Annotated in this window: 20 protein-coding genes and 1 pseudogene; 15 read left to right on the top strand and 6 right to left on the bottom strand. The window is 71.2% G+C overall.

Going from position 1 to position 23,794, the window contains the following annotated elements; all coding sequences use genetic code 11:
• Positions 1-2: 2 nt before the first annotated feature.
• Positions 3-551: a YiiD C-terminal domain-containing protein gene (locus AQI88_RS43120; RefSeq protein ID WP_159050342.1), complete on the bottom strand. Its 549-nt coding sequence runs from the start codon at positions 549-551 to the stop codon at positions 3-5.
• 288 nt (positions 552-839) lie between these two features.
• Here AQI88_RS43120 and AQI88_RS16300 point away from each other — a divergent pair, with 288 nt between their 5' ends.
• Positions 840-2,456, top strand: a complete 1,617-nt coding sequence (locus tag AQI88_RS16300; protein ID WP_244184153.1) for an MFS transporter — start codon at positions 840-842, stop codon at positions 2,454-2,456.
• 223 nt (positions 2,457-2,679) lie between these two features.
• Here AQI88_RS16300 and AQI88_RS16295 read toward each other — a convergent pair whose 3' ends face one another.
• Positions 2,680-2,946: a GlsB/YeaQ/YmgE family stress response membrane protein gene (locus tag AQI88_RS16295; protein ID WP_066998887.1), complete on the bottom strand. Its 267-nt coding sequence runs from the start codon at positions 2,944-2,946 to the stop codon at positions 2,680-2,682.
• A gap of 241 nt (positions 2,947-3,187) precedes the next feature.
• Between AQI88_RS16295 and AQI88_RS48485 the strand changes: the two genes are divergently transcribed.
• The 3 genes from AQI88_RS48485 to AQI88_RS47680 all read left to right on the top strand — a co-directional run bounded on the left by AQI88_RS48485 (position 3,188) and on the right by AQI88_RS47680 (position 6,495).
• The gene (locus AQI88_RS48485) at positions 3,188-4,264 is read left to right on the top strand and encodes a TerD family protein (protein ID WP_066998885.1); all 1,077 of its coding nucleotides are present in this window, start codon (positions 3,188-3,190) and stop codon (positions 4,262-4,264) included.
• Positions 4,265-4,404: 140 nt separating this feature from the next.
• On the top strand, positions 4,405-4,767 hold the full coding sequence (locus AQI88_RS16285) for an ArsR/SmtB family transcription factor (RefSeq protein ID WP_066998882.1): 363 nt from the start codon (positions 4,405-4,407) through the stop codon (positions 4,765-4,767).
• A 258-nt stretch (positions 4,768-5,025) separates the two neighbouring features.
• On the top strand, positions 5,026-6,495 hold the full coding sequence (locus AQI88_RS47680; RefSeq protein ID WP_079057597.1) for a hemolysin family protein: 1,470 nt from the start codon (positions 5,026-5,028) through the stop codon (positions 6,493-6,495).
• Positions 6,496-6,549: 54 nt separating this feature from the next.
• On the opposite strand, the pseudogene AQI88_RS49080 reads toward AQI88_RS47680, so the two are convergent.
• Positions 6,550-7,335, bottom strand: a pseudogene (locus tag AQI88_RS49080) (sensor histidine kinase); the annotation flags it as partial.
• Positions 7,336-7,856: 521 nt separating this feature from the next.
• Positions 7,857-8,618, bottom strand: coding sequence for a response regulator transcription factor (locus AQI88_RS16265; RefSeq protein WP_066998867.1), 762 nt, complete (start codon positions 8,616-8,618; stop codon positions 7,857-7,859).
• A 495-nt stretch (positions 8,619-9,113) separates the two neighbouring features.
• On the opposite strand from AQI88_RS16265, the gene AQI88_RS16260 reads away from it, so the two are divergent.
• The 5 genes from AQI88_RS16260 (at position 9,114) to AQI88_RS16240 (ending at position 16,007) form a co-directional block, all read left to right on the top strand.
• Positions 9,114-10,733, top strand: coding sequence for an IucA/IucC family protein (locus AQI88_RS16260; protein WP_066998864.1), 1,620 nt, complete (start codon positions 9,114-9,116; stop codon positions 10,731-10,733).
• Positions 10,734-10,839: 106 nt separating this feature from the next.
• The gene (locus AQI88_RS16255) at positions 10,840-12,540 is read left to right on the top strand and encodes an IucA/IucC family protein (RefSeq protein ID WP_066998861.1); all 1,701 of its coding nucleotides are present in this window, start codon (positions 10,840-10,842) and stop codon (positions 12,538-12,540) included.
• On the top strand, positions 12,537-13,748 hold the full coding sequence (locus tag AQI88_RS16250; RefSeq protein WP_066998858.1) for a type III PLP-dependent enzyme: 1,212 nt from the start codon (positions 12,537-12,539) through the stop codon (positions 13,746-13,748). The genes AQI88_RS16255 and AQI88_RS16250 overlap by 4 nt, the downstream gene beginning before the upstream one ends.
• A 47-nt stretch (positions 13,749-13,795) precedes the next feature.
• The gene (locus AQI88_RS16245; RefSeq protein ID WP_079057596.1) at positions 13,796-15,118 is read left to right on the top strand and encodes an MFS transporter; all 1,323 of its coding nucleotides are present in this window, start codon (positions 13,796-13,798) and stop codon (positions 15,116-15,118) included.
• 82 nt (positions 15,119-15,200) lie between these two features.
• Positions 15,201-16,007 (top strand): nucleotidyltransferase domain-containing protein, encoded by an 807-nt coding sequence (locus AQI88_RS16240; RefSeq protein ID WP_398698708.1) that lies wholly within the window; start codon positions 15,201-15,203, stop codon positions 16,005-16,007.
• Between the two features lie 50 nt (positions 16,008-16,057).
• Here AQI88_RS16240 and AQI88_RS16235 read toward each other — a convergent pair whose 3' ends face one another.
• Entirely contained in the window at positions 16,058-16,828 is a 771-nt protein-coding gene (locus tag AQI88_RS16235; RefSeq protein WP_066998852.1) for an AraC family transcriptional regulator, read from the bottom strand.
• 54 nt (positions 16,829-16,882) lie between these two features.
• Between AQI88_RS16235 and AQI88_RS16230 the strand changes: the two genes are divergently transcribed.
• Complete coding sequence (locus AQI88_RS16230; RefSeq protein ID WP_066998849.1) at positions 16,883-18,094, top strand: MFS transporter; 1,212 nt, start codon at positions 16,883-16,885, stop codon at positions 18,092-18,094.
• Between the two features lie 50 nt (positions 18,095-18,144).
• Positions 18,145-18,762, top strand: coding sequence for a phosphotransferase-like protein (locus AQI88_RS16225; protein WP_079057594.1), 618 nt, complete (start codon positions 18,145-18,147; stop codon positions 18,760-18,762).
• Positions 18,763-19,017: 255 nt separating this feature from the next.
• Here AQI88_RS16225 and AQI88_RS16220 read toward each other — a convergent pair whose 3' ends face one another.
• Positions 19,018-19,719 (bottom strand): helix-turn-helix transcriptional regulator, encoded by a 702-nt coding sequence (locus tag AQI88_RS16220; RefSeq protein WP_066998846.1) that lies wholly within the window; start codon positions 19,717-19,719, stop codon positions 19,018-19,020.
• A 136-nt stretch (positions 19,720-19,855) separates the two neighbouring features.
• On the opposite strand from AQI88_RS16220, the gene AQI88_RS16215 reads away from it, so the two are divergent.
• The 4 genes from AQI88_RS16215 to AQI88_RS16200 all read left to right on the top strand — a co-directional run bounded on the left by AQI88_RS16215 (position 19,856) and on the right by AQI88_RS16200 (position 23,738).
• The gene (locus AQI88_RS16215) at positions 19,856-20,824 is read left to right on the top strand and encodes a pyridoxal-phosphate dependent enzyme (protein ID WP_066998844.1); all 969 of its coding nucleotides are present in this window, start codon (positions 19,856-19,858) and stop codon (positions 20,822-20,824) included.
• A gap of 141 nt (positions 20,825-20,965) precedes the next feature.
• Complete coding sequence (locus AQI88_RS16210) at positions 20,966-22,471, top strand: purine-cytosine permease family protein (RefSeq protein WP_066998841.1); 1,506 nt, start codon at positions 20,966-20,968, stop codon at positions 22,469-22,471.
• The gene (locus AQI88_RS16205) at positions 22,468-23,034 is read left to right on the top strand and encodes an isochorismatase family protein (protein ID WP_066998840.1); all 567 of its coding nucleotides are present in this window, start codon (positions 22,468-22,470) and stop codon (positions 23,032-23,034) included. The genes AQI88_RS16210 and AQI88_RS16205 overlap by 4 nt, the downstream gene beginning before the upstream one ends.
• Positions 23,031-23,738, top strand: a complete 708-nt coding sequence (locus tag AQI88_RS16200; RefSeq protein WP_066998837.1) for a GntR family transcriptional regulator — start codon at positions 23,031-23,033, stop codon at positions 23,736-23,738. Before AQI88_RS16205 ends, AQI88_RS16200 begins: the two co-directional genes overlap by 4 nt.
• The last annotated feature ends 56 nt before the right edge of the window (positions 23,739-23,794 follow it).

Genomic DNA, 23,794 nt, shown 5'->3' with positions numbered 1-23,794 from the left:
TGTCAGTGGGTGGTGCGGATCCGGCAGTGGTAGCTGAACGTGGCCTCGGCCACTTGCTGCTCTTCGACGTCGTACAGCGTGGATGTCACCACCGCCTCGAATCGCTCGCCGTCCGCGAACTCGGTGAACCCGGCCGTCACTTTGCCGTCCGGGACGGTGGCCACTGCCCTGATTTCACCGCGGGCTTTGCGATGGTAGTCAATCCGGGAATCGCGGAGCACGAAGACCGTTTCGAGTACGCGTTCGCGCAGAGCAGCGGCGAGAGCGGCTCCGGCGGCGGACTCGGCGACCAGGAACAGCGCGGCAGCGTGCTGTGTCCCGACATGGTTGAGGGTCTGGGATGTTTCCCGTAGCCGGGCCACGGCGCGTTCGGCAGTGAGTTCCATGAGTTCGGTGCCGACGAAGCTTTGGAAAGGCACCAGGTCGTTGACGGCCGTACGGATGTCTTCCAGCGACGGCCCTGCCTGCGGACTCGCTGTGGTGGGCGGGCGATTCAGGATCGTCTCCGATCGGCGCGGGTGCTTGGCGCAACAGGGTCGTGAAAGCGGCACAGGAATGCCAGACGGCCGGATCGATGTCCGTGGATGGCGGTTTGCCGTGTCGATCGACGGCTGGCGACCGCGATGCCAATGGTTCCAACGTCGACAATGCAATGTCAAATGAACACAATTGGCGATGTCATGGTCGTTTCATAGGATGAACGGATTATAAATATCGCCCGTCCGTATTCCATGGCTCTTTTCCGATCACTCGATGGTGGCACTGGTGCTCTGCGCAGCTCGCCCGTGAAATAGCCTGACCACGGCCCGAGTTGAGGCCCAACGAGATACGGAGCTCACGTGCTGGAAGACGAGCGAGAATCCCTGCCGCCAAAACCGCGCGAGACCGGCTCCGATCCGCGCCGTTGGTGGATCCTCGCCGCGCTGGTCGTGAGCCTGGTCCTGGTCGTCCTCGACACCTCCATCGTCAGCGTGGCGCTGCGGGTGCTCGCTCTGCCCGCGCCCGACGGCCTCGGTGCCTCGCCCAGCTCTCTCCAGTGGGCAGTCGACTCCTACACGCTTGTCTTCGCCACGCTGTTGATCACGGCCGGCCTCGTCGCGGACAGGTTCGGCCGGAAGCGGACGCTGCTGGCCGGCCTGCTTGTCTTCGGCCTCTTCTCGGCGGCCTCCGCCTACGCGCACAGCACCGCCGAGCTGATCGCCGCGCGCGCCGGCATGGGCATCGGCGCGGCCCTGGTGGTCCCGGCCACCCTGGCGATCATCACCCAGGTGTTCCGTGCCGAGGAACGCCCGAAGGCGATCGGCCTGTGGGCCGCCTCGGCGGGACTCGCGGTGGCGGTCGGCCCGGTCACCGGCGGACTGCTGCTGGAGCACTTCTGGTGGGGCTCGATCTTCCTGATCAACCTCCCCGTCGTGCTGCTCGGCACGACGGCCATCACCACCGTCGTACCGGAGTCCGCCGACCCGGCGCCCGGCCGCTTCGACCCGGTCGGCGTCCTGCTCTGTGTCGCGGGCCTCGGCCTGCTGGTGTTCGGCGTCATCAAGGGCGGTGAACTCGCCGATTGGGGTGCCGCGCCGGTCTGGGGGAACGTCCTGGCCGGCCTGGCCCTGATGGCGGGCTTCGTCTGGTGGGAGCGGCGCAGCCCACACCCCGCGATGGACCTGGGCTGTTTCCGCGACGCCCGGTTCACCGGAGCGGTCGGCGCGATCGGCGTGATCTTCTTCGGCCTGCTCGGCTCGTCCTTCTACCTGGTCTTCTATTTGCAGAGCGTGCGCGGGTACTCGCCCCTGCAGGCCGGATGCTGCCTGCTCCCGCTCGCCGTCGCCCAACTCGCCTGCTCACCGCACAGCACCGTGCTGGCCCGCCGCTTCGGTGCGCGCGCGGTGTGCACGGCCGGGCTGGGGCTCACCGCGCTCACCTTTCTCGGCGTCAGCGTGCTGGACCAGCATTCACCGCTCTGGCAGGTCGAACTGCTCTTCTTTTTCATGGGCAGTGCCATGGGTTACGTGATGCCCGCCGGGACCGCCGTCGCGATGGCCGCGATGCCCGAGCGGACGGCGGGTGCGGGCGCCGCCTTGATCAACGCGCTGCGCCAGGTGGGTGGCGCCCTGGGCGTCGCGGTGCTCGGCTCGGTCCTGTCCGCCCACTACCGCGACGGCATCCGCCCTCACCTCGCCGCGTTGCCCGCTTCCCTGCACCCGGCCGCCGAGCAGTCCATCACCGGCACCCTCACCGTTGCCGCCGGCCTCGGCCCCCGTGGGCTGCCCCTCGCCTCCCACGCGATCGATGCCTTCGTCTCGGCGGTACGCGTCTCTTCGCTGGTCGCGGCCGGCGTTACCTTGCTGGGCGCCGCAGCGGTGGGCGCATTCCTGCCCGGCGGCAGCACCACGAAGGCCCCGGTCACCGCTGACGGCGCGGCTTCCGCCCGCCCCTCCCTTGCCGAATCCGACAACTGACATGCGCGCCTCGTCCGGCGCGCCCGGCGCCGGACGTCATACGCCGCCCGTCCGATGGTGCGCTTGCGGCATGGGCTCCGCCGGTATCCGGAACGAGCCTTGGAGGGCCGGAGGAGCACCCCAGTGAGTGACTCTGCCGAGCGGTCAGCCACGCGCCCTGCCTCGGCTGACGTCGCACGCCGCTGCCGCCGGCCATCGGTGACCGGGACGCTCGGCGTTCGGATCAGTCGCGCGAGTTGCCGAACAGAATGCGGTAACCGATGAGCAGCACCAGGGAGCCGCCGATCGCCGCGCCCCAGGTGTACAGGTCGAAGAAGTGCTTCTCCACGGGGCGGTCGAGGAAGCGGGCGGAGAGCCAGCCGCCGACGAAGGCGCCCGCGATGCCGATGAGGGTGGTGCCGATGAAGCCGCCCGGATCGCGGCCGGGAAGCAGGATCTTGGCGATGGCTCCGGCGAGCAGGCCGAGGATGATCCAGCCGATGATGCCCACTTGGTTGTCCTCCAGTCGGTCCGGGCCGGGCGGGGTCCGCCGGACGCCGGTGTCTCGGATTGCTTGATTGCGCAAGCCTATGGACAGATCGCGGGTGTGGCCAGCGCCCGTGACCACTGGTGATGAGTCGTTGAGGTGTTGTCACTTATTCATGACATTGCGCAAGTCGGGAACTGGAAGGGGTTAGAGTCGAGTTGATCGCGATGAAGCCGGGAAGCGGAAACAACTGCGGAGGACGTGCATGAGTGTGTCCCTGGCCAAGGGCGGCAACGTGTCGCTGAGCAAGCAGGCCCCCGGCCTGACTGCGGTGACGGTCGGGCTGGGCTGGCAGGCGAACACCGGCTGCGAACCGGACGCCGGCGCCCTGCTGTGCGACCGGACCGGCAAGGTGCCGTCCGACGAGCACTTCGTCTTCTTCAACAACCCGACCAGTCCCGACGGTTCGGTGCGCCACTCCGCCGACGGCAGCCCCGCCGGCGGAGACGACCAGCAGATCCAGGTCGACCTCACCCGGGTCCCCGCCCACGTCGAGAAGATCGTCTTCCCGGTGTCCCTCTACGAGGGCGCTTCCCGCGGCCAGGCCTTCGGACAGGTGCACCGCGCCCACATCCGCGTCCTCGACCGGGACAGCGGCACGGAGCTGGCCCGCTACGATCTCGCGCCCGGGGGCCTGTCGAGCGAAACCGCGCTGGTCTTCGGCGAGCTGTACCGGCACGGCGCGGACTGGAAGTTCCGCGCGGTCGGCCAGGGCTACGCCTCGGGACTCGCCGGCATCGCCACCGACTACGGCGTGGACGTCCTGCGGGAAACGGCCCCGAGCCCGGCCCCGGCCACCCCGCCACCGTCCGGCACCCGTACGTACGCGCCGCCGATGCCCACAGCACCGCCGCCGACCGTCCTCTCCTCGCCCGCCCCGGCGTTCGCAGGATCACCGCAACCCACAGGGAGTTCTTCCGTGACGTGCTTCTTCGACCCCAACCACGGCCCCGGCACGACGACCGTGACGTGGTCCCCGCAGTGGGGTGTGCCCCGGCCGGTACAGGTGTGCGTCGGCTGCGCCCAGCGGGTGCAGACCACCGCGCCGCCGTTCTACACGCCGCCCCAGCAGGGCTATCCACAGCAGGGCTATCCGCAGCAGGGGTACGGACAGCCCTACGGGGACCACCACGACCACCAGCAGCAAGGAGGGGGCCGTCGATTCGGTACCGGCGCGCTCATCGGTGCCGGTGCGGCCGGTCTCATCGGTGGCGCGCTGCTGAACGAGGCGTTCGACGACGACGAACCGGACGTGGTGGTCAACAACTACTACGAGGACTGAGCCCTCGGGCCGTTGCCCCGGCCGGCCTCCGGTGAGGCCGGCCGGGCGTGTCCTCGGCGCGCGGACGCCGAGCATGCGGACGCCTACACTGGGTGGGCGCATGGGCGTCGGCTGTGCAGTGGGCGGGACGGGAGAGGACTGTGACAGGGAACGTGGGTGGTTTCGAGGATCCGCCCGCCGAAGTCCTTGCCGAGGCGGCCGCTGCCTTCGGACTGCTCGCCTCGTCGGCCCGGCTGCATCTGATGTGGGCTCTGTCGCAGGGCGAGAGCGATGTCACGCATCTCGCCGACCGGGTGGGCGGCGCGCTGCCCGCGGTCAGCCAGCACCTGGCCAAGCTGAAGCTCGCCGGGCTCGTGCGTTCCCGGCGCGAGGGCCGACGGCAGGTCTACTACGTCGATGACCCGGATGTCGTCACCGTGGTGCGGGTGATGGTCGGACAGCTGACCGCACGTTCGCAGCAAGCCCTCGCTCCGGTGCGCGAGCTGCGCGGGACCGCCGGCTGAGACCGCCGCGGCCTCGGTGCAGGACGCCGGGCCACCCGTGAGGCGTGCCGGCGCACCACTCGAGCCGGAACGCACGGGACCTTCCGCGGCTGTGCGAGGCTCCGGAGGCGCCGGGAACCCGTATGTGGCCAGAATCGTTTTCCGATCGCCACTGCTATGAGGAGCGCACGCCTTGTGCGCCAGATCGACGGACCCCTCGGGGCAACGACCACCCCGCCGGATTCTTCCTGAGTACGGCACGCGGCGGGGTGGTGTTCGATGAGCGCCACGAGTGCCGCCTCGGGCCTGCTGGCCGTCTTCGTGCTGACCGCCGCCACCGGCTATTTCGTCGCCCAGGAATTCGCCTGTGTCTCCGCCGACCGGCTCGCCCTCGCCCGGCAGGCCGAGGCCGGCGACAAGAAGGCCGCCCGCGCCCTGAAGGTCCTCGAACGCCTGTCGTTCATGCTGTCCGGCGCCCAGCTCGGCATCACCGTCACCGGCCTGGTCGTCGGCTTCTTCGCCGAGCCGTCGGTCTCGGCGCTGCTCAAGCCCGCTCTGTCCGGGCTCGGCATCCCGGACGCGGCCGTGAGCGGCATCTCCGTGCTGCTCGCCTTCGTGGGGGCCACGGTGGTGCAGATGGTGCTGGGCGAGCCGGCCCCGAAGAACCTGGCCATCGCCGTGCCCGAGCGGCTGGCCAAGGCGCCGGCCGGCTCCACGCCGGCGTACCTGAAGGTGGTCGGTCCCGTTGTGCACGTCTTCGACGGCGCGGCGAACAGGCTGCTGCGCAGGGTGGGCATCGAGCCGGTGGAGGAGCTGCACCACGGGGCGACGCTGGAGGAGCTCAGCCAGCTGATCGGCGAGTCCCACGAGCAGGGCGAGCTGCCCAAGGCCACCGCCGAGCTGCTCGACCACGCCCTGGAGTTCACCGAGCGCACGCTGGACGAGGTGATGGTGCCGCGCGCGGACGCCGTCTTCGTCCGCAAGGACGCCTCAGCCGCCGAGGCGGTCGATCTCATCGGCAAGCACGGCCACTCCCACTACCCGGTCCTCGGCGACCACCCGTACGACGTCACCGGCGTCCTCGGCGTACGGGAGCTGAGGGGACTTGCCGCGGACCGGCTCGCCGGTACGAGCGTCGGAGCGATGTCCCGGCGGCCCCTGCTGCTCCCGGACACGCTCCCCCTGCCCGACGCGGTGAAGCAGATGCGCCGACAGGGCGACGAGTTCGCCGTCGTCCTGGACGAACACGGCGGTGTCGCCGGCATCGTCACCTACGAGGACATCGCCGGGGAACTCGTCGGTGACATCGCCGACGAGAACGACACCGTCACGGAGCCGGCCGTGGCCGACGGCGAGGGCTGGCTGGTGGACGCCGGGCGCCGCCTGGACGAGATGGCCGAGGCCACCGGCATCGAGCTGCCGGAAGAGGACGACTACGACACCGTGGCCGGCCTGATCGTGGACCGGCTCGGCCGGTTCCCCACCGTCGGTGACCGCGTCACGGTGGACCTGACTGACGGCGGCCGGGTGACGTTGGACGTGCGTGCCCTCAACCGTCACGTTCCCGAGCCGGACAGCCCGTGCCGACAGGGACGATCCCTTCGGCCGCGCCACCGGGAATCATTGGTCTCGTCCCGGGACTGTCTCGGTGGCCGGCCGGTTGTCGGTCGCGCTGTGGTTGCGCAGCGGTGGGATCTTGCGATGGGCCGTTGTACAGCTCCGGGCGCGGGCCGTCTGCACGGGCCGTAGCCTGACGACGGCGTCCAGACCGCCGCCGGGCGCCGCGTTCAGGGAGACGTCGCCACCGCTGGCGTGGGTGAGCCGCTGGACCATGGACAGGCCCAGGCCGGTGCCGTCGTGGTGGGCGTCAGCGGCACGCCAGAACCGGTCGAAGGCCCGTTGTCGGTCGGTTTCGGTCATGCCTGGGCCCTGGTCGGTCACATGCAGTTCGACCGTACGGCCGCCGTCGCCGGGTGCGGTGGCGGTCGCCAGGGTGATGGTGGTGCCGGGAGGGGAGACGCGCAGTGCGTTGGACAGCAGGTTGTCGAGGATCTGTTCGAGTGCGCCCGCTACCGCCCACACCTCTCCGGCCTGCGTGCCGGCCACGGTGATGCCGACGCTCTGTTCGCCGGCGAAGGCCGTCCAGATGGCCGCGCGGTCGGTGACGACGGCGTCGAGGTCGACGGTCTCGGGGGTGATCGCCGAGTTCTCCAGCCGGGCGAGGGCGAGCAGCCCCTGGACCATGCGGCTGAGGCGGGCGACCTCGTCGATCGCGTCGCTGAGACTGTCCTGCGCGCAGGAGGCGAGGTGGGGCTCGAAGTTCTCCAGACGCAGGCGCAGGGAGGTCAAGGGGGTCTTGAGCTGGTGCGACGCTTCGGAGGCGAAGGCCTGCTGGGCGTGGAGCAGGTGCTGGAGCCGGGTTGCCGTGCGGGTGAACGAGGCGGTCACTCGGCGCAGCTCGGGCGGCCCGCGGTCGGTGGCCGGAGGGTCGGTCAGGCGGCCGTCGGCGAGTTGTGCGGTGGCACGTTCCAGGGCCCGTAGGGGGCGGGTGATCCAGCGGGCGAGCGCGAAACCGATCAGCGCGACCATCGCCAGTACGCACAGGCCGACGACGGCAAGGGCGACCCAGGTGGCATGGACCTTCTCGGCGAGTGGCGCGAGCGGGTAGAGGGTCCGTACGACGCAGGGGACGGTGTCGCTGGATCTGCCCGGCACGGTTGCGAACAGGACCTTGCCGTCCGGGACGAGGTCGTCGCGGATCCCGGTGGCGGGCCGATCACGCAGGGCGGTCGCGATGTCCGGCTGGGCGGAGAGGTCGCTGCCGACGGTGGCGGCGGTGGCGGAGTCGGTGAGGACCGTGCCGCCCTGGTCGGTGATGACCACTCTGCTGCCGGTGCGCCGAGCGTAGTCGCGGGCGAATTCCGGCAGGTCCGACGCCCGTCCGTGTTCGAGCTTCTCCTCGCACACGGAGGCGAGCGTCACCGCGCCCAGCTCCGCGGTGTGGGAGAAGCGGTTCAGCTCGTTGCGCGCGTAGACGAAGCCGAAAGGCACTTCCAGGGCCAGCAGGACGAGCATCATGAGGCTGAGATAGCTGAGCAGCAGACGGCGGGTCATCGGGCGCCTCTGCGGGCCTGATGCGGTGGGGGCGAGGTGGCGTCACGGCCTCTGGGCGGGACGAGGCGGAATCCGATGCCGCGGATGTTCTCGATCCACGACGGGGCACCGAGTTTGCGGCGCAGGGCGGCGATGTGCACATCGAGGGTCTTCGTGGGGCCGAAGTAGTCCGGCTCCCAGACCGTGTCGAGAATCTGCTGGCGTGAACAGACGGCTCCCGGATCTTCGGCCAGGCACAGGAGCAGGTCGAACTCCTTGGGAGCCAGCGCGATCGACCCCTCGTGCACGTGAACCTGACGGGTTCGGCGGTCGATGCTCAGCGGACCGATCCGCTGGGCGCCGGATGCGCCCTCCGGGTCCCGGCTGCCGGCGGCTGCCGTGCCCGTACCGCCCGTGTCGAGGGGCACGGTTCGGGTTCGGCGAGCCACGGCCCGGATGCGTGCCACAAGTTCCCGGACCCCGAACGGCTTCGACACATAGTCGTCCGCGCCCAGTTCCAGGCCGAGCACCCGGTCCGTCTCGGAGTCCCGGGCAGTGATCATGATGATCGGGACCGAGGAACGGGCTCGTAGCTCCCGGCAGACGTCGATGCCGTCCATGTCGGGGAGCCCCAGGTCCAGCAGCACTATCGCCGGCTCTGCGGCGGACAGGCCGCCGGCACCCGTTCGTGCGTGTTCCACGGTGAACCCGAAGCGGCCCAGTCCCTCCATCAGGGGTTCGGCCACCCGGTCGTCGTCCTCGATCAGCAGCAGATGCATGCCGACAGGCTCACAAACGGCAGCCCCACCGTGCGGCACAACCGCCGTACCATTCCCTCGTCCCGGTGATCCTTCGGGGTTCTCTTGTGACGGCGGCACGAGCGACATCCAATGCACCGTTAGCCCGCAGTTAGGAGATGGTTAAGAAACAGAAAACCAGGTGTGCCCTGCTTCTGTGGAAGTCCGCGTTGCCGGTAGGTGAAAGTGGCTCATGACCTGCGACTTGTCGCATGGCGCGCATCGCTGTTCTGCACGGTGGGTCCTGGGCTCGAGGTCGTCACGAGGTCTCGGCAAGTCCCCTGCTCCGCCCGAATTCACTCGTGGTTCGGGTATTCGTCGCGAGGTTTCTCGGAACGGCCTGTATTCCCACTTGATTCGCGTTTGCACGCCTTCCCGTAGTGTCCGAAGCGCGGGTCTGCGTCAGGTGCGCCGCGTGATGGAAATACCCTCGACTTCCGGGAATCCGCCATGCCCTCAGGAACCCCCCACACGTCCATGAGCCCACCCCTCCTGCGGGGAAGGGGCGATGGAACGCCCGAGGCGACGATCGAGGAACTGCGGCGGGTGCGCCCGGATCTGGTGGAGCCGTTCATGGCCGCCTTCCCCGGAGCGCGGGCCACCGTACTGGGGCGGCTGTGGGGCGCCTTCGGGCGGGAGCCGCTGCCCGGCGTCACCGCGCGGCAGCGGGCGGCGGACACCCTGGTCGTCACTCTGCGGCAGGGTGGTCGGCTCGCGGCGCCCGACGTGTGGGCCCGGCGGTTTGCCCAGGTGCCCGAGGACTTCACCGTGGCCGGGCCCGACGGACCGGTGCGTGGGCCGGCAGAACTCCTCGCCCGGCTGGGGCTGTCCAGCTCGGCGGCGAGCCGGCTCGCCGCCGAGCTGGACAACAGCGTCGACAACCTCGCGCTGGCCCGCGCCGCGAACACCGAAGGACCGGGTCCGCTGCGCGACTCGGCCGATGCCGAGCAGGCGGTGGTCGACGGCCACCCCCAGCACCCCTGCTGCCGTACCCGTACCGGCATGTCCGTCGCCGAGGTGCTCGCCTACGCGCCCGAACACCACCCGGTGACCGAACTGGCCCTGCTGCCCGTCCGGGCCGACCGCTGGCAGGGCACCGGCACCTGGCCGGCGGAGCTGCGTGACGGCGACAGCTACCTGCTTCCGGTCCACCCCTGGCAGCGGGACCACGTACTGGCGCGCCACCCCGACCTCGCCGTGGCAGGGCGGACGATCCCGGCTCGCCCGCTGCTGTCGCTGCGCACGCTCGCACCGGTGGCCGATCTGCCCGGCTGCCACATCAAGACCGCCCTCGACGTGCAGGTCACCAACTACCGGCGGACCATCTCACCGGCGGAGGCGGCCGACGGCCCGCCCCTGTCGGATCTGGTCACGGCAGCCGTGGACAAGGCCGGGTACGGCGAGAGCCTGCGGGTGCTGCGCGAGCTGGGCGGCGGCGCGGTACGCATCGGTGAGCGAGCCTCCGAGAGCCTGGCCACGATGCTCAGGGAGTCCACCGACTCCCACCTCGGCGACGACGAGATCGCAGTCCCGCTGACGGCAGTGCACGCGACCGGCGCCGCCGTCGTGACAGGCGATCCGGTGCGCTGGCTGGCGGACTTCGCCGCGCTGGTGCTGCCACCCGCATTGACCCTGCTGTCCATGGGAGTGGCGCTGGAGGCCCACGGCCAGAACACCTTGGTCGTCCTCAGGGACGGGACGCCGGCACGCGTGCTCTACCGGGACCTGGACGGGGTACGGGTCAGCCCACGCAGGCTGGCAGCCTGGGGATTCACCCTCCCGCCCCTGGTCGGCACCCGGGCGGGCGACGACATGGACGCGCTGCGCACCAAGCTGTTCGGCGCACTTCTGAGCGGCGTCTTCAGCGAGCTGGTCGACGTCCTCGCCCGCACCGGCGCGATCGATCCCGGAACGCTGTGGGAGACGGTGGCCGAGGCCGGGCTCCGTGTGTACGCCGGACTTCCCGACGACGGGGACGAGGCGGCCTTCTTCGGTGACGCGCTGCCCTTGAAGGCGACCATCGCGATGCGTCTGGCCGACAACCCCGGCACAGCACAGTGGACTCCCGTCCCCAATCCCCTCACTCGGTACCGCTGACTCCCATGCGGTCGGACAGGAACACGCCCGACGGCCGGTCCGTAGCCGCCGGAAAGCCGCCCCACGGACAGCCGATACGCCACTTCTGACGCACTGGAGCCACCGCATGACCACCTCCGCCACCGCGCCCGGCACCCCAGCCGCAGCACAGACCGGTCAGCCGGGGCAGACCGCCGACGCCGTCACCGCCCACACCCTGCTCAACTGCCTCGTCCGCGAGGTGTCCGCCCCCGAACACCAGGTGACCGTCGACCGCGACCACCTCCTGCTGCGCCTGCCACGCCGCGACCTTCTGCTACGGGCCCGACTCCGCCGGGTATCGATGATCGGCGCACACCGCTTCCAGGGCCCCGTGCAACGACTCGACGCCGCCGCCTGGGCCACGGTCGGCTGGCGGGAGCTGGCCGGCTACGTCCAGGAGGAACTCGAACTGCGCACGGGCACGGCCAACGAGGAGTTCCTGGACCAGGTCGCCGACAGCCGCGAGACCATCCGCGCCGCCCTGGAACACCGGGCCCGTCCTGCACCGCCGCCGGACCTCTATCTGGCTTCGGAGCAGGCGCTGGTGTTCGGACACCGCTTCCACCCCACGCCCAAGGCCCGGAGCGGGGACCCGGCGGACTGGCTGGCGTACGGACCGGAGACCGGAGCCCGCATCCGCCTGCGCCACCTGGCCGTACGCCGCGATCTGGTACGGGAAGAGGGGGAGCCGGCCGAGCTGAACGCGCTGTGTCCGCCGGCCGATCCGGAACACGTGATGCTCCCGGTCCACCCCTGGCAGTTCCGGCTGTTGCGTGACCACGAGGGCCTGCGTGCGGCGATGGCAGAAGGCGCGGTCGTGGACACCGGCGTGAGCGGGCCGGAATGGGTGCCCACCGCGTCGGTGCGCACGCTCTACCAGCCGGACACCGACACCTTCCTGAAGTTCAGCCTGAACGTCCGCATCACCAACTGCCTGCGCAAAAACGCCAGTTACGAGCTGTCGGGTGCCGTCGCCCTGAACCGGCTGGTCCAGCCCGTCATGGACCGGCTCGCCGACCGCTTCCCCGGCTGTGCGCTGCTCGCCGAGACCGGCTACCGCACGCTCGCCGCCGACGGCGACACCGACCTGATCGAGGGCTTCGGCGTCATCGTCCGCTCCGGCCTACGTCCCCATCTCCGTCCGGGGGTGACCCCTGTGCTCGCCGCCGCGATCGCGGACGAGTACCCCACCAGCCCGGCCCACGTCTCCCACCTGCTCTCCCGAGGCAGCGGGGACGTCCTGGCCTGGTGGGAGGCGTATCTCGGATTGCTGCTGCCACCCGTACTGGCCGCCTACTTCGAACACGGCATCGTCCTGGAACCCCATCTGCAGAACGTCGTCGTCGGCGTGAGCGCGGACGGCATGCCCGCGCAGATGCTGTTCCGCGACCTGGAGGGCACCAAGCTCCTGCCCCGCCCCCATGCGCGCTTCCTCGCCGCTCTGCCCGAGGACGTCCGCGGCCCCATGACCTACGACGCCGAACGCGGCTGGAACCGGGTCGCGTACTGCCTGCTGGTCAATCACGTCGCTGAGGTGCTCGGCGCCCTGGCCGACCACCGGCCCGCGCTGGAACCGGCGCTGTGGGGTCTGGTCCGCGACCGCATCGACGCGTATGCGCGCACCGCCGGTGAACCGCCCCGCCTGCGTGCCCTGCTCTCCGGCGTCCCGCTGCCCGCCAAGGCCAACCTCCTGCTGCGCTGGGCCCGCCAGGCCGACCGGCACGCCCACTACGTTCCCCTGCCCAGCCCGCTCGGCGCGGACTTCCCCCGCGAGGTGATGCTGTGAGGCCCGCACTCCTCCACCACGCCCACCGGCTGGCCGACGACGACCTGCCCGCCTACGTCTACGACCTGCCCGGCCTGCGCGAGCACGTACGCGCCATCCGGGCCGCGCTGCCACACCGCGTCGAGCTGCTGTACGCGGCGAAGGCCAACTCCGATCCCCGCCTGCTGCGGGCCCTGGCAGGGCACGTCGACGGCTTCGAGGTCGCCTCCGGCGGCGAAATCCGCCACATCCGCGGGCTCTTCCCCGAAGCGCGGATCGCCTTCGGCGGTCCCGGCAAGACCCCGGTGGAACTGGCCGAGGCCCTGGACGCGGGCGTAGAGCGCCTGCATGTCGAAGGCGAACACGAGCTGCGCACCCTGACGACCGTGCTGGGCGACCGCACGGCCGACGTACTGCTGCGTGTCAACGTACCTGTGGTGCTCCGTTCGGTCGCCCTGGCCATGGGCGGCCGGCCCAGCCCCTTCGGGCTGGACCCCGCTCAGCTGGATCGATGCCTGCAGATCATCGCGACCGACGGGCGCATCCGGCTGCACGGGCTGCACGTCCACCTGGCCAGCGGGCTCGACGCGCGGGCTCACCTGGCCCTCGTCGGCCACGTCATGGGCTGGGCGGACCGCTGGGCGCACCAACAGGGGATCGAACTGACCGAGGTCAACATCGGCGGCGGGATGGGCGTCGACTACACCCGTCCCCGCGAAGTCTTCGACTGGCCCGCCTTCGGCATCGGGCTGTGCCGGACGCTGGAGCGCCACCCCCGCCTCACGCTGCGGATCGAACCGGGGCGCTCGGTCACGGCCTACTGCGGCTGGTACGTCACCCAGGTCCTGGACATCAAACACAGCCGCGGCGAGGCGTTCGCCGTCCTGCGCGGCGGAACCCACCACCTGCGCACACCCGCCGCGAAACAGCACGACCAGCCCTTCGAGGTCATCCCCGACGACTCCTGGCACCACCCCTGGGACCGTCCCGAAGTCCGCGGCGAGCCGGTGACACTGGTCGGGCAGCTCTGCACCCCCAAGGACGTCCTGGCCCGCCGCGTGATGGTCGGCCGGCTGCGGATCGGCGACCGGATCGCGTTCGCCATGGCCGGCGCCTACGCATGGAACATCTCCCACCACGCGTTCCTCATGCACCCCCACCCGACCTTCCACCACGTCGACGACGTGGGCACACCCGTCACGGACGCGTACGTCGGCCGACCGACATGAGCGCGAACCGCCCCTCGTACCCGCCACGAGGAAGAAAACCGGGTCCGGTGCCCGCCACCCTCACGGTCCGGGCCTTCCGCCGCTACCTCCTCGGCCAACTGACCTCCAACATCGGCACCTGGATGCAGCGTGCCGCCCAGGATCTGCTGGTGCTGCAGCTCACCGGCAACAGCGGCAGTGCGGTGGGCATCGTGACCGCACTGCAGTTCCTGCCCCAGACCCTGTTCGGCCTCACCGGGGGAGCCCTCGCCGACCGCTACCCCAAACGCCGGCTGCTGCTGATCACCCAGACCGCCATGGCGGCACAGTCCCTGCTGCTCGGTATCCTGACCGGCACCGGCACGGTGAGCCTGCCCTCCGTCTACGCCCTGGCCTTCGCCCTCGGCACCGCCACCGCCGTGGACAGCCCCGCCCGCAACGCCCTCGTCTCCGAACTGGTCAGCCGTGACCAGGTGGCCACCGCGGTCAGCCTGAACTCCGCCCAGTTCAACGTCGCACGCATCCTCGGGCCCGCCGCCGCGGGCCTGACCGTGGCCGCTGTCGGTACCGGCCCGGTGTTCCTGATCAATGCGGTCTCCTACCTGGCAGTCCTGTACGGGCTGATCACGATCCCCGCCGGTGAACTCCGCCACCCCGGTCGGCGCCGGCCCGGCGACATGCGGCTGACCGACGCCTTCCGCCACATCGCCACCACCCCGGAACTCCTCCTGCCGATCACGCTGGTCGCCTTCGTCGGCACCTTCGGACTCAACTTCCAGGTCACCATCTCCCTCATGGCCATCACGGTCTTCCACTCCGGCGCCGCGGCCTTCGGCTACCTCTCGACCGCCTACGCTGCGGGCAGCCTCATCGGCGCGATCCTCGCAGCCAACGGGAAGCAACCGCCCACCGCGCGACGTCTGATCACCGCCACCGTCGCCTTCGGCGTGCTGGAAGCCGCGCTCGGCCTGATGCCCGGCTACGGCACCTTCATGGCCCTGCTGATCCCGGCCGGCCTCGCCTCGGTGACCGTCACCACGACGGCCAACGCCCTGACACAGCTGCACGTCGACCCCCACCTGCGCAGCCGTGTCCTGTCCGTCTACTTCCTCGTGCTCCTCGGCGGCACCCCCATCGGAGCCCCCCTCGTCGGCGTAGTCTCCGACGCCCTCGGCGCCCGCTCCACCCTGATCCTCGGCGGCCTGATCTCAGCGGTCTCCGCGCTCGCTCTCCCGGCAACCGTCACCGGGCGGCACCGACCGAATCGGCGGAGAAGGACAGCAGATCCGGCCGGCGCACCGCTCACCGATGCCCCAGACACATCGGCCGGCACATCCGGCGAGGCACTGACCAGCCCGTCCCAGGGCCGAAGCAGCAGAAGCAGGCCGTGACCGGATGCTCGTACCGGGACCGGACGGGGAAATCCGGTCGCAGTCGGTCGGTCGGTTCTGCAGACTTCGGGTCGTGGAGCGTTTGCAGGAGATCGCGGATCGGCTGACCGGCGTCGGCGGCATCGTCGGAGTGTGTCTGGGCGGCAGTCGGGCGAGGGGAGCACATCGTCCCGACTCCGATTTCGATCTGGGCCTGTACTACCGGCCGCCGCTGGACACCGCAGCACTGCGCTCCCTGGCGACCGAGCTGACCGGCGAAGCGGTGGACGTGACCGAACCGGGTGGCTGGGGGCCATGGGTGAACGGCGGTGCATGGCTGACGGTGGACGGCGACCGCGTCGACTGGCTCTACCGCGATCTCGACCGGGTGCACGGGATCTGGGAACAGTGCCGGGCGGGCCGCTTCGAGGTGGGCACACAGGCCGGCCACCCGCTCGGGGTGTATGCGCACGCGTACGTCGGTGAGGTCGCCCTCGGGCGTGTCCTGGCAGATCCCGGTGGCGAACTCCATGCTCTGCAGCAGGAGACACGCCGCTATCCGGAACCGCTGCGCGAGGCGCTGATCGCCAACGCCCGGTGGGAGGCGCCGTTCATCCTGGCCTGCGCCCGCAAGGGAGCGGCACGCGGCGACGCCTTCTATGTCGCCGGCTGCCTCTTCCGTGCCGTCGGGCTGCTGGTGCACGCCCTGCATGCCCAGGCCCGCTGCTGGGTGCTGAACGAGAAGGGGGCTGTTCGGGCAGCGGGAGAGCTTCCCGGTGCCCCGGCGGACTTCGCCGCACGCGCACACGAGTTGTTCGCCGTGCCCGGCACGGACCCGGATGTGCTCGCGGCCGCGCTCGATGCCGCTGATGGGCTGGTCGCCGAGGTGTGCGGACCGCTCATGCCCTGACGCGTCGGCGTTGGCCGGTTGGGCGTGGTCGTGGCAGGCGGGATGCTTCGTCACATGGTGAAGTGATCAGCCGGGGAAGCACGTTGATGACGGGAACCCGGTGTGTGGCCGAAGGTGCGCCGGAAGACATCGATGAACGCGCTGGCCGACGACCAGCCGCACAGGTGCGCCACCGCCGTCACCGGCGTCTTCTCGGCCAGCAGGACCAGCGCGTGGTGCAGCCGCAGCTGGGTGCGCCACTGGGGGAACGTCATGCCGAGGTCGCTGCGGAACAGCCGGGACAGGGTACGGTCGCTCGCCCCAACCACCCGGCCCAGCTCGGCCAGGGTGCGGCCGTCGGCCGGGTCGGCGCGCAGGATGTCGCACAGCGTCCGCAGCAGGGGCGAGGCCGGCGTCGGCAGATGCAGCGGCTGCTGGGGCGAGGCCCGCAGCTGGTCGAGCAACACCGCCCGCAGACGGGACCGTTCGGGGCTGTCGTCGTCGGGGGAGCGGGTGTAGGCGACGATCAGCTCGCGCAGCAGCGGGCCCACGGCGAGCACGGTCGGCGTGTCCAGGGCGAGCGGGTTCTCGGTCGCGGGCAGTCCCACCAGATGGAGTTCGAGCTCACCATGGGCCTGGTGGGCGTGCACGGTGCCGGCCGGCACCCAGATGGCGCGCGTGCCGGGGGCGACCCAGGATGCCGCGCTCGTGGTGACGGCCAGCACCCCCCGGCCGGCGTAGACGATCTGGTGGTCGTCGTGCCGGTGGGCGTCTATCGCTGCGCCGGACGCCAGCTGCCGGGTGCGGGTCGGAGCGATCGGCTCATGGCGGATCTGCGGCATCGGTTGGCAGGATATCGGAAGCACGACACGGCTTCGGCTCCGGATCATGACGGGGTGCGAAGGAATGCATCGATCACTCTGCTGTCCGTCGGGCACGCCTGCGTCGACATCTACCAGGGCGCTGTGGCGTCCCTCGTCCCGTTCTTCGTCGCCGAGCGCGCCTACGGGTACGCGGCCGTGTCGGGGATCGTCCTGGCCGCTTCCCTGCTCTCGTCGGTGGCGCAGCCGGTGTTCGGCGCCCTCACCGACCGCTGGGCGATGCCCTGGCTGCTCCCGGTCAGCACGCTGCTGGGCGGTGGGGGCATCGCCCTGAGCGGACTGAGCGGCTCCTACGGGCTCACCCTGCTGTTCGTGGCGGTGTCCGGCGTCGGCGTGGCCGCCTACCACCCCGAGTCCGCGCGCGTCGCCCGGCTCGCCGGCGGGGGCAGTCACGGCGCCATGAGCTGGTTCTCGCTGGGCGGCAACATCGGCTTCGCGCTGGCCCCGCTCATGGTGGCCGCCGTGGTGGGCACCGGCGGACTGCGTCTGACGCCGCTTCTGGTGCTGCCGGCGCTCGTCGGCACCGCGCTGTGCCTGCCCGTGCTGCGCGCACTGGGTCGGCGGCCGGGCGCCGGGACCGGTACGGCGTTGATCGCCGGGGGAGACGACCGGGCGTCGTTCGTGAAACTGTCGCTGGCCGTGGTGTGCCGCTCGGTCGTGTTCGTCGGACTGAGCACCTTCGTCTCGCTGTATGCCAAGGAGCGCATGGGCGGCAGCACGGCGGCGGGCACCGCGGCGCTGTTCGTCCTCTACCTCGGTGGCGCGGTGGGCTCCGTGCTGGGCGGCGCGCTGGCCCAGCGCTGGGGCCGGGTCGCGGTCTCCCGCTGGGCGTACCTCGGCACGGTGGCGGCAGTCGCGGGCGTGGTGTTCGTCCCCGGGCCGGCCCTGTACGGGTGCGTGGCGCTGACCTCGGCCGGCCTGTACGTCCCGTTCTCGCTCCAGGTCACGCTCGGCCAGGACTACCTCCCCTCGCGGGTCGGCACGGCCAGCGGCATCACCCTCGGTCTGACCGTCAGCGTCGGCGGTCTGGTGAGCCCCCTCATCGGCCACATCGCCGACGCGACCTCCCTGCGAACCGCCCTGGCACCGCTGGTCCTGATGCCGGCGCTGAGCTGGTTGCTGTTCCGAACCCTGCCCGAACCGGCCACGGACGACGCGACCGCGGCGCCGGCCCGGCCCGGCCCGCCCGCAGTAGGGAGAGTTCAGCCGACGCGCCCCATGCGATGATCGCGGAACCTGCACCGGCTCAGGACCCTTGCGGACGGAAGGATCACGCCATGGCGACCCAGACGCTCCCGGAAACGGCCGACCCGGACCACGCGCGCATCCCCGACACCGCCGCGAGGGGCACGGTCATCCTGCTCAACGGCACGTCCAGTTCCGGCAAGTCCAGCATCGCCCGGGAGTTGCTCGACGTGCTCGACGGCACCTGGTTCCACCTGCCGGTCGACGCCTTTCACGCCATGCGCGGTGGCCGTCCCCTCGCCGACGAGGACCTCCAGGCCGAGATCGACCGCACCGCCAAGGGCTTCCACCGCGCGGTCGCCGGGATGGCCGCTGCCGGCAACAACCTCGTCGTGGACCATCCGCTCAGTCGCCGCTGGCGGCTGCTGGACCTCCTCGACCTGCTCGTGCCCGACGACGTGGTCCTGGTCGCGGTCCGCTGTCCGCTGTCCGAGCTGGAACGCCGTGAGCGTGAGCGGGGCGACCGGCAACCGGGGCTGGCCGCCCTGCAGTACGGTCAGGTGCACTCCCACGGGCCGCACGACCTCGACGTGGACACCAGCCTGCTCTCCCCGCAGGAGTGCGCCCTCCGTATCCGGGACTTCCTGCCCGGCCGGCCGCGGCCCACCGCCTTCGCACGGCTTCGGCAGACCTTCGGGACGCGGGACTGACCCGGTCGGCCGCGCGGGCCGGCCGGTTCGCCGCGGCGATCGCGGCGCGGTCCGTCATGAACCGGAGCCAGGCACCCTGCGGGTCCTTGAAGGCGTCGTGGTACTTGCTGTGGTCCACGACCAGCGTCAGGCCGATGCCCGGGAAGCGCTCCTCGAAGGCCGCCTTGGTGCCATCCGTCGGCGTCCGTTCCACCGAACGGTTGACGCGCCGTGCGTCGGCCGGAGCGGGAGGCCCGCCCGCCGGGCCCGCCCAGGTCAGCCGGTGGCGTCGGTGTTCCTGGCGGCTGCCAGGTAGTTGTAGGCCGAGGCCCGTGAGATGCCGAGCCGGGCGGCGACCTGCTGGACCGCGCCGCGCACCGCGAACACACCGCGCCGGTCCAGGTCGCGGAACAGGTCCAGCCGTTCGGCGCGGCCCAGGTGCGTCCACGTCTTGGTGCTGCTGAGCTGGCGGGCGTCCACGATGGAGTCGACGACCGCACCGATGTCGTCGCCGAACGTGGTGGTCGGCAGACCCGCCGGGGCCCCGGCGACCCCGGCCAACTCCCCGACCAGCGCGTGTACTTGACTGATCGCGGTGACGTCGAGGTTGACGCACAGGGCGCCGAACACCGCGCCGGTGGAATCGCGCAGCGGCATCGTGGAGGACTTGACCAGCTTTCCGTCCTGCGTGCGCGTGAGGTAGTTCAGCTCGTCGCGTGCCTCGTCACCGCGCGCCAGGAGCTTCATGCCGATCTCGCTCATCGACCCGCCGACCCCGCGCCCGGTCACCGACCCGGCGAGGGCCACGACGGAGTGCTCCGGGCGGCGGAAGTCGTGGATCACCACCTCACAGCAGGACCCGAAGGTGGCGGCGATCCCGTCGATCACCGGCGTGAGAGCGGCGATCACCGCGTCCTGCTCGTCGGTGGCCCCGCCGGTCCGGGCCCGTGCAGCCGCCGCTGCCCGCGCGTCCGTCATCCGCTCGTCTCCCCTCTCGATCAGGTGCTCTGGACTTCTCGTCTACATGTTAGACAATGATTCCAGAAAGGTCCCGGTGGTCCCGCGTCCGGCGGTACCCGCCGGCGGCCGGTCGTGCCCAGAACGGAGTAGGTACATGCCTCACAGCCAGCCCGTCACGCTCCAGGACGTCCAGGAGGCCGCGCAGCGCATCAAGGGTGTCGCCCACCGCACCCCCGTCCTGCGCTCGCGCACCCTCGACGAGCTGGTCGGTGCCGAGGTCCACATCAAGTGCGAGAACCTGCAACGCATCGGCGCGTTCAAGTTCCGCGGCGCTTACAACGCCGCGTCCCGGCTGTCCGCCGAGCAGCTGGCCAAGGGCATCGCCGCCTACTCCTCCGGCAACCACGCGCAGGCCGTCGCCCTCGCCGCCCGCGAACTCGGCACCACCGCCGTGATCGTGATGCCGGAGGACACCCCGCGCTCCAAGCTGGAGGCCACGGCCGACTACGGGGCCGAGATCGTCACCTACGACCGCTACACCGGCGACCGGGTCGCGATCGGCGAGGCGCTCGCTGCCGACCGGGGTCTCGCCCTCGTGCCCCCGTACGAGCACCCGCATGTCATCGCGGGACAGGGCACGGCCGCCCTGGAACTCATCGAGGAGGCGGGCGAGCTGGACGCCCTGGTCGTGCCTGTCGGGGGCGGCGGGTTGATCGCCGGCAGCGCGGTCGCCGCCAAGGGGCTGCTGCCGGGCGTCCGTGTCATCGGCGTCGAACCGGAGGCCGGTGACGACACCAAGCGGTCCCTGGAAGCGGGCCACCGGGTCGCCATCCCCGTGCCGCGCACCATCGCCGACGGACAGGCCGCCGACATCCCCGGCGAACTCACCTTCTCCCTCAACAAGCGCCTGCTGGACGGCATTTCACTGGTCAGCGACGACCAGATCCGGGACGCCATGCGGTTCGCCTTCGAGCGCCTGAAGACGGTGGTGGAACCGAGCGGCGCCAGCGCCCTGGCCGCCCTCCTGGCCCACCGGGTCGATCCGCTCCCGCGCCGGGTCGGCGTCATCCTGTCCGGCGGCAACGTGAGCGCCGAACGGTTCACCGAGCTGCTCAGGGGCTGAAGCCCCGCAGGTCACCGGGGCCGTGACGAAGATGCACGGCGGGGGGCGCACCGGCCGTGCGTCTTCCTTGACGCCCCCTGTGCACCGGCCTAGCCTCGCCTCGACCGGACACGTCTGGACAGGTAGGCAGGTAGGTCGGCGATGACGCATCCGCAGGAATCCCCCGGCAGCAGATCCACCGGCCGTCAGATCCAGCTGGAGACGCACGGCCTCGACGTGATCGGGGACGCGGAGCGCAAGGGCACCCCGCGCACCCTGTTCTGGCCCTGGTTCGGGGCGAACGTCTCCGTCCTCGGCCTCAGCTACGGCGCCTTCGCCCTGGGCTTCGGCATCTCCTTCTGGCAGGCCCTCGCCGCCGGCGTGCTCGGCATCATCGTCTCCTTCCTGCTGTGCGGCTTCATCGCGGTCGCCGGAAAACGCGGCTCGGCGCCCACGATGGTGCTCAGCCGGGCCGCGTACGGCGTGCGCGGCAACCGGCTGCCGTCGGTGATCTCGTGGATGCTCACCGTCGGCTGGGAGACGGTCCTCACCTCGCTCGCCACCCTGGCCACCGCGACCGTCTTCAGCCGGCTGGGCTGGGGCGGCGGCACGGAGACCAAGGTGGTCGCCCTCATGGTGGTGGCCGCGCTGACCGTGGTGGGCGGGGTCATGGGCTTCGACCTGATCATGCGCCTGCAGACCTGGATCACCGTGATCACGGGCGTGCTCACCGTCGTCTACGTCGCCCTGGTCGCCGACCACATCCACTGGAGCACGGTCAGCGCCATCCCGGCGGGCTCCGCGCAGCAGTTCATCGGCGCGCTGGTGTTCCTGATGACCGGCTTCGGCCTCGGCTGGGTCAACGCCGCCGCCGACTATTCCCGCTATCTGCCCCGCGGTTCCTCCAGCCGGGGCGTGATCGGCTGGACCACCTTCGGCGCCTCCGCGGCCCCGCTGCTCCTGCTGGTCTTCGGCCTCCTGCTGGCCGGTTCCTCCGCGACCCTGAGCAAGGCGATCGCGGCCGACCCGATCGGCGCCCTGACCACGCTCCTGCCCACCTGGTTCCTGGTGCCGTTCGCCGTGGTCGCCGTCCTCGGCCTGGTCGGCGGCGCCGTCCTCGACATCTACTCCTCCGGCCTGGCCCTGCTCTCCGCGGGCGTGCGCGTGCCCCGCTACCTCGCCGCACTCTTCGACGGCGTCCTGATGATCGCGGGATCCGTCTACATCGTCTTCTTCGCCGGCGACTTCCTCGCCCAGTTCATGGGCTTCCTCACCACCCTCGGCGTCCCCATCGCCGCCTGGTGCGGGGTCATGCTCGCCGACCTCGCCCTGCGCCGCCGCGACTACGACGAGGGTGACCTGTACCGCCCGCGCGGCCGCTACGGCGACGTACCCCTCCTGCCGCTCCTGCTCACCCTCGGCGCCACCGCCGTCGGCTGGGGCCTGGTCACCAACACCGCGGCCAGCTGGCTCACCTGGCAGGGTTACCTCCTGGAGCCGTTCGGTCTCGGCGGCAAGAGCGGCGCCTGGGCGTACGCCAACCTCGGCGTCCTGGCCGCCCTCGCGCTCGCCTTCCTCGGCACGCTGCTGCTGGGCCGGGGCCGGGTGCGCGAGCAGGAGGCACAGGCACCCAGCCCGTCACCGAACGAGGGGGTGTACAGCGCATGACCCCTGCCCTCTCCGCCCCCGGGCTGCTGGCCGTCATCGACATGCAGCGCGTCTTCGCCGACCCCGCGAGCCCCTGGGCCACCCCCCGTTTCGCCGACGCGGCCGCGGGCGTACGACGCCTGCTGCCGGCGTTCGGCGGCCGCGTCGCCTTCACCCGCTTCCTGGCACCCGGGAAACCCACCGGAGCCTGGCGCGCCTACTACGCCCGGTGGCCCTTCGCGCTCCAGCCTCGGGAGGCGGAACTGTGGGAGCTGACGGACGAGTTCGCCGCCCGGGCCGGCCACGTCGTGGAAGCCACCACCTTCAGCAAATGGACACCGGAACTGGTCGAGCGCGTCGGCCCGGACGGCCGCCTGGTCCTGGCCGGGGTCAGCACCGACTGCTGCGTACTGTCCACGGCGCTGGCCGCCGCCGACGCCGGCGCCGAGGTCCTGGTCGTGGCGGACGCGTGCGCGGGCGCGGACGACGACTCCCACATCAAGACCCTCCAGGTGCTGGACCTCTACCGGCCGCTGATCCGGGTCACCACCATCGACGACCTGCTCGCGGAAGCCCGGCCGTGACCGGCGTCCCGCTCAAGCACCAGCGGATCAGCAGGATCCTCGCCGAGGAGATCCGCAGCGGACGCCGCCCGGCAGGGGAGCGGCTGCCCGGCGAACACACCCTCGCCCAGCGGTTCGGCGTCAGCCGTACGACCGTCCGCGCGGCCCTCGCCGAACTGTGCGAGGAAGGCCTGATCACCACCCGCACCGGCAAGGGGTCCTACGTCCTCTTCGACGGACGCCCGCCGGACGACCGGCCCGGCCGGGCCCGCGCCCTGCCCCTCCAAGGCGTCGAGAGCAGGCTGCGGACCCTCGCCGTACGCGAGACGCACGACCACGGCCTCGCCGCCGAACTCGGCCTGGAGAAGGACGCGTTCGTCTGCGTGGAGCGGACCCGCGAGCTGGTCGCGGACGGCACCGTGGTGGCGTACGAGCGCAGCTTCCTGCCGCCCGTGCCCGTGATCCGGGAACTGCCCGCCCGGGGGCTCGGCCAGGAGCCGCTCACCGAGGTGCTGCTGCGCGCCGGACTGCGGCCCGACCACGGCGAGCAGCGGGTCCGCGGGCGGCGGATCGACGCCCACGAGGCGGAACTGCTGCACCGGACACCGGGTGACTGGTTCCTCGACACCCGGCGCACCAGCCGGGCCGCCGACGGCTCCTTCGTCGAGCACGCCGTCAGCCTGCTCGACCCCGACCACTTCCAGCTGACCCTCACCTTCGGCTGACCGGCCACACGACCGGCTTCCGCCGAGTTCGACCGGATATGCATGCCCCGGACCCC

The sequence above is a fragment of the Streptomyces cellostaticus genome, assembly GCF_001513965.1.
Lineage (GTDB): Bacteria > Actinomycetota > Actinomycetes > Streptomycetales > Streptomycetaceae > Streptomyces > Streptomyces cellostaticus.
Note: the sequence above shows the minus strand (reverse complement) of the source record. Positions and strands in the feature narration are given on the sequence as shown.